Annotated in this window: 14 protein-coding genes; 10 read left to right on the top strand and 4 right to left on the bottom strand. The window is 70.2% G+C overall.

What is annotated here, in order from left to right:
• Positions 1-48 precede the first annotated feature (48 nt).
• Positions 49-2,004 carry a M13 family metallopeptidase gene (locus ACQPXM_RS06950; RefSeq protein WP_432945960.1) on the bottom strand — a complete coding sequence of 652 codons (1,956 nt, stop codon included), beginning with the start codon at positions 2,002-2,004 and terminating at the stop codon, positions 49-51.
• A 190-nt stretch (positions 2,005-2,194) separates the two neighbouring features.
• On the opposite strand from ACQPXM_RS06950, the gene ACQPXM_RS06945 reads away from it, so the two are divergent.
• On the top strand, positions 2,195-3,157 hold the full coding sequence (locus ACQPXM_RS06945; RefSeq protein WP_432945958.1) for an SMP-30/gluconolactonase/LRE family protein: 963 nt from the start codon (positions 2,195-2,197) through the stop codon (positions 3,155-3,157).
• A 3-nt stretch (positions 3,158-3,160) separates the two neighbouring features.
• On the opposite strand, the gene ACQPXM_RS06940 is transcribed toward ACQPXM_RS06945, so the two are convergent.
• Positions 3,161-3,457 (bottom strand): HU family DNA-binding protein, encoded by a 297-nt coding sequence (locus ACQPXM_RS06940; RefSeq protein WP_432945956.1) that lies wholly within the window; start codon positions 3,455-3,457, stop codon positions 3,161-3,163.
• Positions 3,458-3,607: 150 nt separating this feature from the next.
• Between ACQPXM_RS06940 and ACQPXM_RS06935 the strand changes: the two genes are divergently transcribed.
• The 5 genes from ACQPXM_RS06935 (at position 3,608) to ACQPXM_RS06915 (ending at position 10,040) form a co-directional block, all read left to right on the top strand.
• The gene (locus ACQPXM_RS06935; protein ID WP_432945954.1) at positions 3,608-4,540 is read left to right on the top strand and encodes a 1-phosphofructokinase family hexose kinase; all 933 of its coding nucleotides are present in this window, start codon (positions 3,608-3,610) and stop codon (positions 4,538-4,540) included.
• Complete coding sequence (gene surE, locus ACQPXM_RS06930) at positions 4,537-5,325, top strand: 5'/3'-nucleotidase SurE (protein WP_432945952.1); 789 nt, start codon at positions 4,537-4,539, stop codon at positions 5,323-5,325. Before ACQPXM_RS06935 ends, surE begins: the two co-directional genes overlap by 4 nt.
• A gap of 113 nt (positions 5,326-5,438) precedes the next feature.
• Positions 5,439-6,512 carry a LacI family DNA-binding transcriptional regulator gene (locus ACQPXM_RS06925; protein ID WP_432945950.1) on the top strand — a complete coding sequence of 358 codons (1,074 nt, stop codon included), beginning with the start codon at positions 5,439-5,441 and terminating at the stop codon, positions 6,510-6,512.
• A 73-nt stretch (positions 6,513-6,585) separates the two neighbouring features.
• Positions 6,586-8,205 (top strand): hypothetical protein, encoded by a 1,620-nt coding sequence (locus ACQPXM_RS06920; RefSeq protein WP_432945948.1) that lies wholly within the window; start codon positions 6,586-6,588, stop codon positions 8,203-8,205.
• Positions 8,202-10,040, top strand: a complete 1,839-nt coding sequence (locus ACQPXM_RS06915) for a hypothetical protein (RefSeq protein WP_432945946.1) — start codon at positions 8,202-8,204, stop codon at positions 10,038-10,040. The genes ACQPXM_RS06920 and ACQPXM_RS06915 overlap by 4 nt, the downstream gene beginning before the upstream one ends.
• 87 nt (positions 10,041-10,127) lie before the next feature.
• On the opposite strand, the gene ACQPXM_RS06910 is transcribed toward ACQPXM_RS06915, so the two are convergent.
• Complete coding sequence (locus ACQPXM_RS06910) at positions 10,128-10,937, bottom strand: phytanoyl-CoA dioxygenase family protein (protein ID WP_432945944.1); 810 nt, start codon at positions 10,935-10,937, stop codon at positions 10,128-10,130.
• A 72-nt stretch (positions 10,938-11,009) separates the two neighbouring features.
• Between ACQPXM_RS06910 and ACQPXM_RS06905 the strand changes: the two genes are divergently transcribed.
• From ACQPXM_RS06905 to ACQPXM_RS06890, 4 genes are all read left to right on the top strand, one after another.
• Positions 11,010-11,840 carry a helix-turn-helix domain-containing protein gene (locus ACQPXM_RS06905; protein WP_432945942.1) on the top strand — a complete coding sequence of 277 codons (831 nt, stop codon included), beginning with the start codon at positions 11,010-11,012 and terminating at the stop codon, positions 11,838-11,840.
• 66 nt (positions 11,841-11,906) lie between these two features.
• Positions 11,907-12,920, top strand: coding sequence for an LCP family protein (locus ACQPXM_RS06900; RefSeq protein ID WP_432945940.1), 1,014 nt, complete (start codon positions 11,907-11,909; stop codon positions 12,918-12,920).
• 20 nt (positions 12,921-12,940) lie between these two features.
• A complete protein-coding gene (locus tag ACQPXM_RS06895; protein ID WP_432945938.1) occupies positions 12,941-13,462 on the top strand; it encodes a DUF1990 family protein in 522 nt (173 codons plus the stop codon).
• A gap of 58 nt (positions 13,463-13,520) precedes the next feature.
• Positions 13,521-13,964, top strand: a complete 444-nt coding sequence (locus ACQPXM_RS06890) for an N-acetyltransferase family protein (RefSeq protein ID WP_432945936.1) — start codon at positions 13,521-13,523, stop codon at positions 13,962-13,964.
• Between the two features lie 51 nt (positions 13,965-14,015).
• On the opposite strand, the gene ACQPXM_RS06885 is transcribed toward ACQPXM_RS06890, so the two are convergent.
• Complete coding sequence (locus ACQPXM_RS06885) at positions 14,016-15,080, bottom strand: phosphotransferase (RefSeq protein WP_432945934.1); 1,065 nt, start codon at positions 15,078-15,080, stop codon at positions 14,016-14,018.
• Between the last annotated feature and the right edge of the window lie 182 nt (positions 15,081-15,262).

Genomic DNA, 15,262 nt, shown 5'->3' with positions numbered 1-15,262 from the left:
GACAACAAGGCCCCACCACTGATCAGTGGTGGGGCCTTCGCCGTCAGGTCACCAGATCCGGACGCGCTCCTCCTCCGGCAGCCACATCGCGTCGTCCGGGCTCACGCCGAAGGCGGCGTGGAACGCGTCGATGTTGCGGACGACGGCGTTGCAGCGGAACTCCGGCGGCGAGTGCGGGTCGATCGCCAGCCGCCGGACCACCTCGGCCGGCCGGGTTTTGGTCGACCACGCCTTGCCCCAGGCCACGAAGAACCGCTGCGGCCCGGTCAGTCCGTCCACCACCGGCGGCTCGGCGCCGTTCAGCGAGATCTCGTAGGCGGTGTAGGCGATCGACAGGCCGCCGAGGTCGCCGATGTTCTCGCCGAGAGTGAGCTTGCCGTTCACCTTCTGGCCGTCGCCGCCGGTCGGCTCAAGCGCGTCGTACTGCTCGACCAGGCGGTTGGCCCGCAGCTCGAAGGCGGCCCGGTCGGCGTCGGTCCACCAGTCGCTGATGTTGCCGTCGCCGTCGTACTTGGAGCCCTGGTCGTCGAAGCCGTGGCCGATCTCGTGCCCGATCACCGCGCCGATCGCGCCGTAGTTCAGCGCGTCGTCGGAGTCCAGCGCGAAGAACGGCGGCCGCAGGATCGCGGCCGGGAAGACGATCTCGTTGGCCCGCGGGTTGTAGTAGGCGTTCACCGTCTGCGGCGTCATCAGCCACTCGTCGCGGTCCACCGGCTTGCCCAGTCGGGCCAGGTCCCGCTCGGTCTCGACCGCGATCGAGCGCCGGACGTTGCCGACCAGGTCGCCGGCGACGATCTCCAGCGCGCTGTAGTCGCGCCACTTGTCCGGGTAGCCGATCTTCGGGGTGAACTTGCCGAGCTTGTCCAGCGCCCGCTGCCGGGTCTCCGGACCCATCCACTCCAGCGCCGTGATCCGCTGCCGGTAGGCCTCGACCAGGTTGGCGACCAGGTCGACCATCCGGGCCTTCGCGGCCGGCGGGAAGAACTCCGCGACGTACAGCTGCGCCACTGCCTCGCCCAGCGCGGACTCGACCACGCCCAAACCGCGCTTCCACCGCTCGCGCAGCTCCGGCGCACCGGTCAGCGTCCGGCCGTAGAACTCGAAGTTCTCCTTGACGAACACCGAGCTCAGCAGCGGCGCCGCGGCGTGCACGATCCGCCAGCCGAGCCACTCCTTCCAGTGCTCCAGCTCGATCTCCTGCAGCGCCTCCGCGGCGACGGTGAGATAGTCCGGCTGCTGGACGACGACCTGGTCGAAGGCGTTGTCCGGTACGCCGGCGTTCGCCATCCAGGCCGACCAGTCGAAGCCGGGCGTCAGCGCCTCGAGCTCCGGCCGGCTGAGCTTGTTGTACGTCGCGGTGACGTCGCGCGTCTTCACCCGGTCCCAGTGGCCGGCCGCGAGCCGGGTCTCCAGCGCGAGCACCCGCTCGGCGGCACCTTCGGGATCGGCGAGCCCGGCCAGCTCGAGCATCCGGGCCACGTGCGCGACGTAGGCCGTCCGCTGCTCGGCGAAGGAGTCCTCGCGGTAGTACGACTCGTCGGGCAGGCTGATCCCGCCCTGCGTCACGTACACGACGTACTGGTCGGACTGCTTGGCGTCGATGTCCACGCCGTACCGGAAGACGCCGCCGACGCCCTGGAGCTCGAGCGTGCCGAGTGCGGCGACCAGGTCGGCGCGGTTCTCGATCGCGGCGGCCAGGGCCAGCTGGTCGGCGATCGGGCCGGCACCGAGCCGCTCGATCGTCTCCTCGTCCATGAAGCTGCCGTACAGGTCGGCGATCTTGCGGGCCTCGCTGCCCTCCGGGTGCCCGGCGGTCAGGGTCTGCTCGACGAGCTGCCGGACGCTCTGCTCGGCGCTGTCGGCCAGGGCGTGGAACGCGCCGTAGATCGCCTTGTCGGCGGGGATCTCGTGCGCGTCCAGCCACGGGCCGTTGGCGTACAGGTACAGGTCGTCCTGCGGCCGGACGGTGTCGGACAGGTCCGAAATGTCGATCCCTGAGGTCATCGAACTCCCCTGCGTGCGCGGCCGGCGGACCGTCGTCCGGCGACTCGAGAAGGTTTGCTGTGCTGGCGACAGTACCCGGTGGATTGAACCCTTGCGTCCTGTGTTCCGTTGTCTACGGTCGAGAGCACATCGTCGGCTTCTCGGGGGCGATCGGGCCGGCCAGATCACCGACCAGGAGGTCATCCAGCTCATGTCCCGCCTGTTGTCCCGCCGCGCGTTCGTCGCGGCGGCCACCGTGTCCACCCTGCTCCTGACCAGCGCCGGGACCGCCACCGCGGCGTCCACCGGCACGACGGGTACCAGCCACGCGGCGTACCCCAAGCACTTCGACCTGCCGAACGGCTTCCAGCCCGAGGGCATCGCGATCGCCCGCGGCAAGGCCTACTTCGGCTCCCGCGTCGACGGCGACATCTACGCGGCCGACCTGCGCACCGGCAAGGGCCGCGTGATCAGCCAGGGTCCGGGCACCGCGTCCCTCGGGATGAAGGTCGATCGGCGCGGCCGGCTGTTCGTGGCCGGCGCGGCCGGCGGCAACGGCCGCGTGATCGACACCCGGACCGGCGCGGTGCTGGCCAGCTACACCTTCACCACCGCGACCCCGACGTTCGTGAACGACGTGATCCTCGGCCGCGGCGCCGCGTACTTCACCGACTCGCGCCGGCCGGTGATCTACAAGGTCCCGTTCGGCCCGCACGGCAAGCTCGCGCCGCAGTCGGCGGTCACCACGATCCCGCTCAGGGGCGACTACGTGCACGACCCGGAGAACAACAACGGCAACGGGATCGCGCTGACCCCGGACCGCCGGGCCCTGATCATCGTGCAGTCCGCGACCGGGTTCCTGTTCAAGGTCGACCCGCGCACCGGGGTGACCCGCAAGATCGACCTCGGCGGCGCGGTGATGACCAACGGCGACGGCCTGCTGCGCTCCGGCGACATCCTGTACGTCGTGCAGAACCGGCTGAACAAGATCGCCGTACTCGACCTGAACCGGTCCGGGACGCGCGGGCGGCTGGTCCGTGAGATCACCAGCCCGGACTTCGACGTACCGACCACGGCGGCGTTCTTCGGCTCGCGGATCTACCTGCCGAACGCCCGGTTCACCACGCCGCCGACCGCCACCACGCCGTACTGGGTGACGGCCGTGCACCGCTGATCACTACTGCGTGACAGTGCGCAGATCGCCTCGTGCGGCGGCCTTCAGCCGGCTGCCGCACGACAGGCGGACGGAGTAGCCGGCCGGGATCGACAGCGGCTCGCCGGTCTGCGGGTTGCGGCCGGTGCGCGGCGCGCGCATCACCCGCTCGATGCTCAGCAGGCCGGTCAGCGAGACCTTGTCGCCCTTGTGCACGGCTTCGGTGACGACGTCGCCCAGCGCGTCGAGCACCTTCTCGGCCTGGTTGCGCGGGATGCCCGCCTTCGCCGCCACCCCGGCGACCAGCTCGTTTCGGTTCACGGCTCTCCTCCGACTCAGGTCCCCGGGCGTTCTGGGCCGCCGCCCGGCCGGACCCGCACACCTTAACCGAAATGATTGTCGTTAGCGAGAAGGGTTCGCATTCCGGGCGGCCGGACTGGGTACTGGCAGGGCCCCCGCGGAAGGAGAGCCATGGGTGGGCAGGTGATGGTGTTCGCACCGGCGCCGCAGCTGACCGTGACGATCGAGCAGGTCGGGGACGAACCCGAGCTGCACCTGCACGCCGGCGGCCAGGCGATCTGGCAGGCCCGGATGATCTCGTCGCTCGGCGCCGACGTGACGTTCTGCGCCGTGCTCGGCGACGGCGAGGTCGGCCACGTGCTGACCACGCTGATCGAGCAGGAAGGCGTGGATCTGAAGGCGATCCGGCGCCGGTCCGACAGCGGCTGGTACGTGCACGACCGGCGCGGCGACGAGCGCCAGGAGATCTCGCAACACGCCGGTGCGCCACTGGGCCGGCACGACTGCGACGAGCTCTACGCGCTGGCGCTGTCGGAGGGACTCAAGGCCGGCCTTTGTGTGCTGAGCGGCGTCGCCGACCCGTCGATGGTCTCGCCCGACACCTATCGCCGGCTCGGCACCGACCTGCAGCGCAACGGCGCCAAGGTCGCCGCCGACCTCAGCGGCGAACACCTGGACGCGGTCCTGGACGCCGGGCTGACGTTCCTCAAGGTCAGCGACGAGGAGCTGTACGCCGACGGCCTGGCGGACGAGTCGGCCGGTGACCAAGGCATCGTGAAGGCGGTCCGCGAACTCGCGGACCGAGGCGTGGAGACGGTGGTGATCAGCCGCGCGGAGAAGCCCGCGGTGGCCTTCGTCGACGGCGAGGTGCTGCAGGTTCACATGCCCGAGCTGAGCGTGCGGGACCACCACGGCGCCGGCGACTCGATGACCGCCGGCGTGGTCGCCGTACTGGCGCGGGGTGGAGAACTGCACGAGGCGATCCGGACCGGCGCCGCGGCCGGCGCGCTGAACGTGACCCGGCACGGCCTCGGCACCGGCCGGGCCGACGCGATCAGCGAACTGGCCGGCCGGGTCCGACTCGAACCGCTGGAGGGCTCATGAGCCGCCGCGTGCTGATCACCAACGACGACGGCATCGACGCGCCAGGCCTGCGCGCACTGGCCGGGGCCGCAGTCGAAGCGGGCTACGACGTGGTGGTCGCGGCGCCCGCCGAGGAGGCGAGCGGCGCCAGTGCCGCACTGAGCGCCTACACCGGCGACGACGGCAAGCTCCTGGTACGCCGCAAGACGCTGGCCGGCCTCGAGGACGTCCCCGCGTACGGGGTGGCCGCGTCGCCTGCCTACATCGTGGTGCTCGCGACCCTCGACGCCTTCGGGCCGGGCCCTGACGCCGTCCTCGCCGGGATCAACCGGGGCGCGAACGCGGGCCGGGCGGTCCTCCACTCCGGGACCGTGGGCGCGGCCTTCACCGCCGCGGCGTACGGGCTGCCGGCGCTCGCGGCGTCGCTCGACGTGCTCTCGCCGCTGGACGCGAGCCGCGGCGGCAACGCGCTGGCCGTGCTGGACGAGACCTCCGACGAGTCACGCCACTGGGCCACCGCCGCCAAGTACGTCGCTGAAGTGCTGCCGCAGCTGGACGAACTCGCCGACGGCGCGGTACTCAACCTGAACGTGCCGGACCGCCCCGCGGACGAGATCGTCGGCCTGGCCGAGGCGACGCTGGCCGCCTTCGGTCAGGTCCAGATGGCGGTGGCCGAATCCGGTGACGACTTCCTGCGGACGTCGGTCCGGGAGAACCGTGAACGCGCCGAGGACGGGACCGACCTGGCCCTGCTCACCGCCGGCCACGCCACGCTCACCACATTGCGCGGTCTCCTGCAGCTCTGAGTTTCTAGCGTTAAAAGCCTGCGATCTCCGCTCTTCAGGCTCTTGCCGAGCTCCGGCAGGGCCAGTAGCGTGAGCCGGACTTTAACGTTAATACCCGATCGACGGAGGCGCCGATGAGCCCCCAGCCCACCAGCAGGGGTCCTGTGCCGCACGGTCACGTGACGCTCAGCCAGGTGGCGCAGCGGGCCGGCGTCTCGGCCCAGTCGGTCTCCAACGCGCTCAACAACCCCGACCGCCTCGCACCCGCGACGCTGGAACGGATCCTCGCCACCGTCGCCGAGCTCGGCTACGAGCCGAATCTGTCCGCGCGGGCGCTGCGCAACCGGAGCTCGCACCTGATCGCCTTCAAGGTCAGGCCGTCGCGGCCGGACAAGGCGTCGCTGCTGATGGACGAGTTCCTGTACGCGCTGAACCGCTCGGCAGTCGCGGCCGGCTACCACCTGATCCTGTGCCATGCCGAAGGTGACGGCTCGGCCGAGGAGATCAAGGCCTATCGCAACCTGCTGAAGAAGACGCCGGTCGATGCCTTCGTGCTGGCCGAGACCCATCGCAACGACGACCGCGTCGCGGCGCTGCGGTCCTGGGGCGTCCCGTTCGCGACCTTCGGCCGGTCCTGGGACGGCGACGACTCGCTGGCCTGGGTCGACGTCGACGGCCGGGCGGGCACCCGCGCCGCGACCGAGCACGTCGCCGCCCAGGGCCACCAGCGGATCGGCCACATCGGCTGGCCGGCCGAATCCGAGATCGGGCAGGAACGCCGGGCCGGCTGGCGCGAGGCGTGCGGCGACCGCGGGCTCCGGACCGACCTCGAAGCGGCGGTCCTGGACACGCTCGAGGACGGCCGCCAGGCCGCACACCGGATGCTCGACGCGCCGCAGCCCGCCACCGCGCTCGTCTGCGCCTCCGACACGCTCGCACTTGGCGTACTGCGGGCCCTGCACGAGCGGGGACTGCGGCCGGGCGCCGAGGTGGCGGTGACCGGCTTCGACGACTCGCCCACCGCCGCGCTGGTCAGCCCCGGACTGACCACACTGCGCCAGCCGATCGACGTGGTCGGCCGGCAACTGATCCAGGCCGTGGAGAACCTGATCGCGGGCGACCCCCGTGAACCGCAGCACGTGCTGCTGCAGCCGGAACTGATCGTCCGGGGTTCCAGCCTGCCCGGCCCCCGGACCCCCACGCCGTAGTACCGCCCCGGACAGCGACCCGCCCGGTTCGCTGCCCGCCGTCCACCGGAACACCCTCGTGAAGGGACACAAGATGAGGCCCGGACCCAGGCTGCTCGCAGCCGTCATCGCCGGTGCGCTGCTGCTGCCGACGGCGATGTCGTTGCCCTCGGCACCAGCTGCGCCGCCGCCCGCCAACCCGTTCGCCGTGACCACGGAGAACCTGCCGAGCGGCAGCGCCGCCGCCGGCGTGATGGACCTGACCACGTACGGCGCGCAGGACTGGGTCCACGTGACCGGCGACCGGATCGAGCGCAAAGCCGCCGTGCCGCCGTCGATCACCGTGGACGATCTCAACCCCGCCGCCGGGCGCACCTCGCTCGGCGACAGCCCGTTGTCGTTCCGCTGGTCCGACGGCACCTCCACCCCCTCGACCTCCGGCGTCACCACCGGTGGCGTCTTCCACTACGACGACACCACCGTCGGCCCGACCACGGCCCACGACGCCGGCTACCGGATCACGGTCCCGGCCGCCGACTCGGCCCGCCGGCTCGTCGTCGTGGGTGGGATCTGGCAGGCGCGCGGCTCGGTCACGATCGCCGCGGCCGACGGCACCGGTACGCCGTACACGACCTCGATCGGCGCGAGCGACAGCGCGGCGGTCAAGCACTACACGGTGACGATCCGTCCTGGTGAAGGGGTCGTTGTCACCACGAAGTTCACCGAGAAGCTCACGGCGAACGGCAACGTCTCGTTGTCCGCCGCGGCGCTCTCGCCGATCGGCTCCGACCCGAGCTTCACCGCGACCGCGGCGCCGGCGGCGCTGGACCTGACCGCCGACGGGCCGGACGACTGGCTGCACCTGGACGGACCGACGATCAACCGGCGGGCCGGCGTACCGGACGGGACGGCACGGCTCGCGGTCGCCAACCGGCAGGCCGGCGCCGAGATCGGCACGCAGAACGACAACCCGGTGAGCTACTCGTGGACCAACGGGACGCCGACCGCGACCCAGCCGGCCACCCGCCACGGCGGCATCTTCTTTGCCGACGGCACCAATCCTGACCTGGTCGGCGTCGACCTGATCGCGGCCTACGGCTACGACCTGACGGTGCCCGCGGCGGCGAACCCGCGCACGATCCGGTTCGTCTCCGGCGCCTGGCGCGCTTCGGCCACGGTCTCGGTGTACCTGAACGGCGCATCGACCCCGTCGTTCGTGAGCTCGGACCTGGTCAGCACCGGCGCATCGGTCACCCGCCTGTTCGAGCTCGCGCTCGGCGTCGGCGACTCGGCCCGGGTCAGCACGCAACTGAACCGCAAGACGCACGAGTCCGGCAACGTGACGCTGGCGGGTGTGACGCTCGCGGACTCCTCCGCCGACGGTTACCGCAAGCTGACGACGTCCCTGCTCGACCGGATCGCGGCGGCCGATCTCACCAACGCCAGCGATTCCGCGCAGCGGCAACTGACCGGAGAGGTTGCGTCCGCGCAGTCCACCCTCGCCGACACCACGGCGCAGCGCGACGACCTGCGCCTGGCCTACCTCCTGCTCCGCGCCGCGTACGACGACGCCGTCGCGTCCGCGGCCGGCGCCGAGTACACCAGCGTGACGAACCCAGGCCTCACCTCGTCGTTCGGCTGGGAGGGGATCTCAACGCGCCGATCGCGTTCATCGACGGCAGCTACCGGCTGCGCAGCCGGGGCGACGCGATGATCACGTTCGGCGTCGCGAACATCCCGGGCAAGATCAAGTGGTACAACGCCGAGGGCTATCTGCCGGCGTTCGTCAGCGAGTACGCCAAGGACGGCCTGACGGTGAAGGTGCAGAACTTCGCCGACCTTGTCGTTGTCGGCGGCAACCGTTTCGAGATCGCCTACTCGCGGATGACCGTCACCAACACGACGGCGGCGCAGACCCGCCTGCCGCGGGTGTCGAGCCTGCTGACGCCGCTCAACGCCGCGGCCGATCCCGCGGTGACGACGATCGGCGCCGGCCAGACCATCGTGCGCGACTACGCGGTCGCCGCCGATCGCTTCGGCGCGACGTACGAGTGGCCGACGGCCGGACAGCTGCGGCAACTCGGTGGGTACGACCAGCACTACGCCCACATGCGCGACTACTGGAACTCGCGGCTGTCGGCGATCGCCGACATCACCGAGCTGCCGGACAAGCGCCTCGTCGACGCCTACAAGGCCGGCTACATCTACACGCTGATCATCCGTGACGACATCAACGGCCAGAAGCGGCTGCACGTCGGCGAGAACGGCTACGACGAGATGTTCGACCACGACACGATCGGCATCGTCGCCACGTTGCTGACGATCGGCGACTTCAGCTACGCCCGCGACTACCTCGCGACGCTGCCGGCCCAGCTCCAGTACGACGACGCCAAGTGGAAGTACAGCTGGCCGTATGCGCTCTACCTGCAGCGCACCGGTGACAAGGCCTTCATCCGCCAGCAGTTCGAGACGATCAAGAAGAACACCCACATGGTCGAGACCGACCGGATCGACGGCGGCACCGGGATCATCAAGCAGACCTTCGCGATCGACTCGCTCGGCTACTGGACGATCGACAACTGGTCCGCGCTGGCCGGCCTCACGACGTACCGGTACCTGGCCACGGCGCTCGGCGAGACCGCGGAAGCCGCCTGGGCGAAGGCCGAGTACGACGACCTGCTGCGGGTGGCGACGGCCCGGATCGAGCAGACGATGCGCGAGCACGACCTCGACTACCTGCCGATCTCGATGATCGAGCCCAACGAGACCGGACCGCGCAAGGATCCGCGGGACGCGAACTGGGCCTCGATGTTCCTGTTCGGCCGGTGGGCCTGGGACGGCTACCTGTTCGGCGCGCAGCAGGCCGGCACGATGTTCGACAAGATCGACGACACCTACACGCACGGGTTCGAACGCCGCAAGGACGTGTCGGAGTCGATCTACAACTTCGGCGGCTATCCGCACGGCTACTACTCCAGCGCCTACAACGCCGGGTACGGCAGCGCCGCGCTGCGCGGTGAGCAGTACCGCGACCTGGGCATCAAGGCGTACCAGTACATGATCGACAAGACGATGAGCGGCCCGTTCGGCTGGTGGGAGGGTGTCGACTACCCGAGCGCGAGCTCGCCGTGGGACATCGACCACGCGCGCGGCGGTGGCGGCTCGAACCAGCACATGTGGGGCCAGTCCACGGCGACGAAGGTGCTGTTCGACTCGCTGATCGCGGAGAAGGCCGACGGCACCGTGATCATCGGTCGCGGGGTGCCGAACGAGTGGCTCCGCGGCGGCCAGAAGGTCGCGCTCAACCGCTACCCGGTCACCGACGGCGGCCGGATCGGCTACCGGATGACGACCTCCGGCAACCGGGTGTCGATCCACCTGAGCGGCGACGTCCGTGACGTGAAGGGGTACAGCGTCGAACTGCCGGCGCTGCGGAACAACGTGGCAAGCGTGTCGGTCAAGGGGGCGACGGTCGATCAGGCCGCCGGCAAGGTCGGTCTGCCGTCGGGTACGCGGCAGGTGACGATCACCTTGCGTCAGGCGCAGTAGGACGGTTGCCGACGGGGCGTCCGGGGTTCTCCTCCGGGCGGCTCGTCGGCGTCCGGGATGATTTGGGCGCCCCGTCGGCGTGAGTTGCTACAGCCCGTCCTGGTCGTGCCAGTCGTGCTGCCAGCGGGCGTCGACGCCCAGCGCGGCCGGCTGGTAGCGGATGTCGGTGGACAGCCGCATGACCTGATCGACGTTGTCGAGCGCGGCGTGCACGGTGTGAGCCGTGTGGATCACCACGTCGCCCGCGGCGTAGTCGGCCACCAGCCAGCGCGCGTCGTACTCTTCGGCCAGCGCGGGCAGATCCGCCGTGATGGAGGCCGCGGGGCGCTTCAACCGGCCCTCCGCCTCCTCCCTGCGCACCCGGCGATGGCTGCCCTCCAGATAGGTCAGCCCACCTCGCTCCACCGGGCAGTCCCCGAGCGGGATCCACGCGGACAGCACCTGGTCGGTCCCCTCCCGCAGGTAGACCAGGTCGTAGTGCGCCTGCGTCGCGGTGCCGATCCCGTTCTCCCCCGGCGCCGTGTGCCGGATGATCTTGCGCCGATGCAGGAACACCTCCGCCCCGAAGAACCACTCGAACCACCCGCGCAACGCCTGCTGCCGGCACAACGCGTCGTATTCGGCGCCGGGCACGATCTCCCCGAACAACACCGTCCGGTAAGCCCCGTGCTCGACCTCCCGCGGCCGCCCGTCGGGATCGGCGAGCCCGGTCTTGGCGAAGTAGTACCGGCGGAAGTCCAGCACCCTCGCCGGGTCGAGCAGCCCGGTCAGGAACAGATACCCGTCCCGCGACAACCTGCGCCGCAGCGCGTCTCGATCCGCCCGCTCGGCGTCCGGCACCGCGACCAGGCTCCCCAGCCGCCGCTCGTCCAGTCGATACCCGTTGGAAGTCAGCACACTCCCAGTCCACCGCTCCGCCGCCGATCCGGGAATGGACACAGCGGTCCGAGTTCTTGGACTCTTGTTGCTGTGACCGACTGGTCGATCTACCTGACACCGAACGAGGCTCAACGCCGACTTGGACTCTTCTGCCTGGGCGTTGGCGAACAGGTCAATGAGGCCCGCCGGTCCCCCGAGCGGGCCCTCGGCTGCCACGCCGCCGTCCTGGTCCGCCGCGGCCGCGGGCAGCTGCTGTACGGCGCCGACCGCCGGCTGCACGAGGTCGACGGTCCGGCGGTGCTGTGGCTGTTCCCCGGCGTACTGCATGGATATCGGCCAACCACCGTCTGGCACCAGGCGTGGGTCCTGTTCGGCGGACCGGCCGCCGACGCTCTGACCGATCTCGGCCATCTCGACCCCACCCACCCCGTACGCCGGTACGCCGACCCGCGACCGGTCGAGCGCACGTTCGGCAAACTCCTGCGGGCAGCGCGTTCCGGCGCTCCCGAAGTCCAGCTCGTCGCGGCCCTCTACGAGCTGGCCGGCCACTCCGACCCGGCCACCGGCGACGTCGTCGACCGCCTCCGCGCGCTCGCTCCCCGGTCGCTGACGATCCCGGCGTACGCGGCCGAGCTCGGGCTCACCGTCGAGGAACTGCGCGAGGCCGTCCGGCTATCGGCCGGATCAACCCCTCAGGAAGTGATCCTGACCACCCGGCTCAACGTGGCGAAGTCCTTGCTCGCGGAGACCGACCTGCCGGTCGCGGCGATCGCGCGCGAGATCGGGTACGACGACCCTGCGTACTTCAGCCGGCTGTTCACCGCGCGGGTCGGGCAACCGCCGCGTACGTTCCGGCGGATTGGTTCGCCACGAGCGCCGATTTCCTCCTTTCGGCGGAGGCCGGGGGCGGGCGCGGTCTGAAAGTCTGGGCCCAAACCGTCCGCTGGGGTGACGCGCGAGCACCGCCGGGGCCGATACGGTCGTGCCATGAGTCAACCGCAGCCCATCGACCGACGCCTGGTCGGCCGCCCCCCGGTGCGCCCGAAGAAGCGGCGCAACTGGTTCGGCCGGGTGATCGGCCTGGTCGTCCTGCTGTTCCTGCTGACCCTCATCTGCGTCCCGCTGTACGCGTGGGGCCGGATCGACAAGGTCGACGCGATGCCGGCCGGCAAGCGGCCCGCCGAGGGACCCGGTACGACGTACCTGATGGTCGGCTCGGACAGCCGCGAGGGGCTGAGCGCCGAGGAGAAGAGGAAGCTCGGCACCGGCAGCGTCGGCGGCAACCGCACCGACACGATCATCCTGCTGCACGTGCCCGACTCGGGCCCGCCGGCGCTGATCAGCGTGCCACGGGACAGTTGGGTCGAGGTGCCCGGCAAGGGCAAGGAGAAGATCAACGCCGCGTTCGGCAACGGCAACCCCAAGCTGCTGATCCAGACCCTGGAGGCCTACACCGGGCTGCGGATCGACCACTACGTCGAGATCGGCTTCGGCGGGTTCGCCTCGATCATCGACAGCGTCGGCGGCGTCAACGTGTGCTTGCCCAAGGCAATGAAGGACAAGCTGGCACACATCAACCTGCCGGCCGGCTGCCAGGACCTGGACGGCACCAAGGCGCTGGGCTACGTCCGGTCGCGCCACACCGACGGGCTGGGCGATCTCGGCCGGGCCAACCGCCAGCGGGAGGTGATCGGTCTGGTCGCCGACAAGGCGGTCTCGTGGCAGACGTTCGTCAACCCGTGGCGCTACTACAAGATCGGCACCTCCAGCGCCGACGCCCTGACCGTCGACAACGACATGGGCCCGTTCGACCTGGCCAAGTTCGGCCTGGCGATGCGCAAGGTCGCCGGTGGCGGCGACGGGGTCTCGCTGACCCTGCCGGTCGCGAACCCGAACGCCCGCCGCAACGGGCAGAGCGTCGTACTGCTGGACGAGGCCAAGGTGAAGGCCCTGGTCAAGGCCCTCAAGGAGGGCAAGACCGCCGGCTTGAAGTCGAGCTGAGTGGGCACCGGATCCCCGTGATGACACTGGACGACCTGGCCGCGCTGCGCTTCTCGTACGACGCGGTCGGGTCGACCCGGTTCGACCGGACGCCCGAGGGTTACCACCGGATGGACCTGCGGACCCGCATCGGCGCGGGCGACCAGGTCTTCCAACGGGCCGGCGAGGCGGTCACCACCTGGCAGATGCACCGCGGCGCCGGAATGCGCATCGACGCGACCGACACTCCCGCGGTGATCGGCACGAACTGCCTGGGCAAGCTCGGCGTCGGCGCCCTCAGCATCAACATCCCCTGCCGGGTCGTCTGGACCGCCGACGACGAGGACCACAGGGGCTTCGCCTACGGCACCCTGCCCGGCCACCCCGAGTCCGGCGAGGAGTCCTTCCTGGTCACCCGCGAACCCGACGGCGTCTTCTTCACCCTCCGCGCCTACAGCCGCCCCGGCACCTGGTACACCCGCCTCGCCGGTCCCCTGGGTCGTACCACCCAGCAGCTGTACGCCCGCCGCTACACCCAGGCTCTGCAACGCCTAGTGGCCTGAAAAACCTTCGCCGAAGTGGACCTGTAGCCGCCGCCGGTCCGTTCCTACGCTCCACTTCATGATCCGCAACGCCACCCCCGCCGACATCCCCCAGCTCGTCGCCGCCTACGACTGGCTCTTCGCACCCCCTGGCAGCAAACCCACCCACTGGGACCCCGCTGCCGCCGCCGACCGCCTCACCCGAGTGATTACCGGCCCGCGCACCGCCGTACTGGTCGCCACCGAGGACAACGAGCTCACCGGCTTCTGCACCCTCTACCTCGACATCGAGTCCGTCCGCTTCGGCCAACGCTGCTGGCTGGAGGACCTCGCCGTCTCCCCCACCCACCGCTCCCACGGCACCGGCACCACGCTGCTCAAATCCGCCCACCAATGGGCCCGCGACCACGGCGCCACCCACCTGGAGCTCGACTCCGCCAACACCCGCACCGCCGCCCACCGCTTCTACCACCGCCACGCCCCCCGAGCCCTCTCCACCACCTTCGGCTGGGACCTGGCATGACAAAGGCCCCGCAAGCTCATACCCTGCGGGGCCGCCGACCTTTCTACCTGGTCACTCCCACCAACGAACAACCGACACGCGAACTTCCGGTGACGTACCAGCTGTCTGATCCGAGCGGGAGTCGCCGATCGTCGTCGCGAGGTGTCGCAGTCGGCCGATCGTGCCGGGCAGGTCTCGCAGTGCGTCGCCGATGGCGCCCTCGACTGCCGCGCGGTCTCCCATCCATCGGGCCGCGGGCGCTTCCCCGAGTGACACCCGGATCTGCTCGCTGAGAACCTGGACCTGACGCCTGCTCACACTGAGGAACAGGTCCGGTCCGGGCCAACCGAGATCGCCCCCGGCAGCGACGTACGCGGTGAGGATTCTCCTGACCTGCTGGGGCTCTCCGTCTCCGAAGATGTACGCGACCCGACCTGCTTCGAGCGCCGCACTGTCGGTCCGAACGCTGTCCCAGTCCACGAGGACGGGTCCCGACGCAGACATGACGATGTTGTGGGTCTTGAAATCGCCATGGGTGGTCACGAGGTCCGGGGCGACGTCGCAGAGCTCCGCGATCCGTTCACTGACCGCAAGGATGTGCGGAAGGCTGTCCACGTCCAGGTGTGCCCGTGAGGCGTCACGATCGCGGGCCTTGGCGAACCAGCCCTCCCAGGTCGCCGGTGCCTGGACCGCTTGGCGCCACCACTCAGGCAAGCCGACCCGGCCGAGTGGCTGCAGTCGGTGGACCTGCATCATCGTCAAACCGAGCCACGCCGGGATGTCTTGGCCAGGCTCAGGCGTTCGATGATCGATCCACCGGTGAACCCGAAACAGCCGGCCTTCGATGCGCGCCAGCCAACCCAGGACAGGATCGACTGGCGCCATCGGCTCCGGCATGTCCACGCCTGCTGCGAGTGCTCGGCGCTCGAACTCCATCGCGACCGCCAGTTGGTCGGTCAGGTGCTCGCCATGGAACTGACCGCCCGTCGCCGGAAAGTACCCCTTGACGAAATAGCGCCCTGTTGTGGTGTCGAGCCGCCAGGCATCGGTGTCACCGCGCCTGACGTGGACGAGGCCGCCGACGGGGACACCCAGCTTGAACGCCGCCGCGATCTCCTCCGGAGTCGGCGCGTGCAACTGTCCCTCCGAGGTCGGCGCAAGCGATGAGTGCCGTCATCAAAGCTCAACGGCCACGGCGCCGAAGGCGTTCCAGTCCCCGGCGCGTTTAAAGATGAGGCACCAGTTCGGCGGACGTCCATGAACGCAACCGCTGCCGCATCTCTTGATCGCCACCAACCATCCGCCGGTTCATGCCTCCT

The sequence above is a fragment of the Kribbella sp. CA-253562 genome (assembly GCF_050942265.1).
Lineage (GTDB): Bacteria > Actinomycetota > Actinomycetes > Propionibacteriales > Kribbellaceae > Kribbella.
The sequence above is the reverse complement of the archived record's forward strand: the minus strand, read 5'-3'. Positions and strand labels throughout refer to the sequence as shown.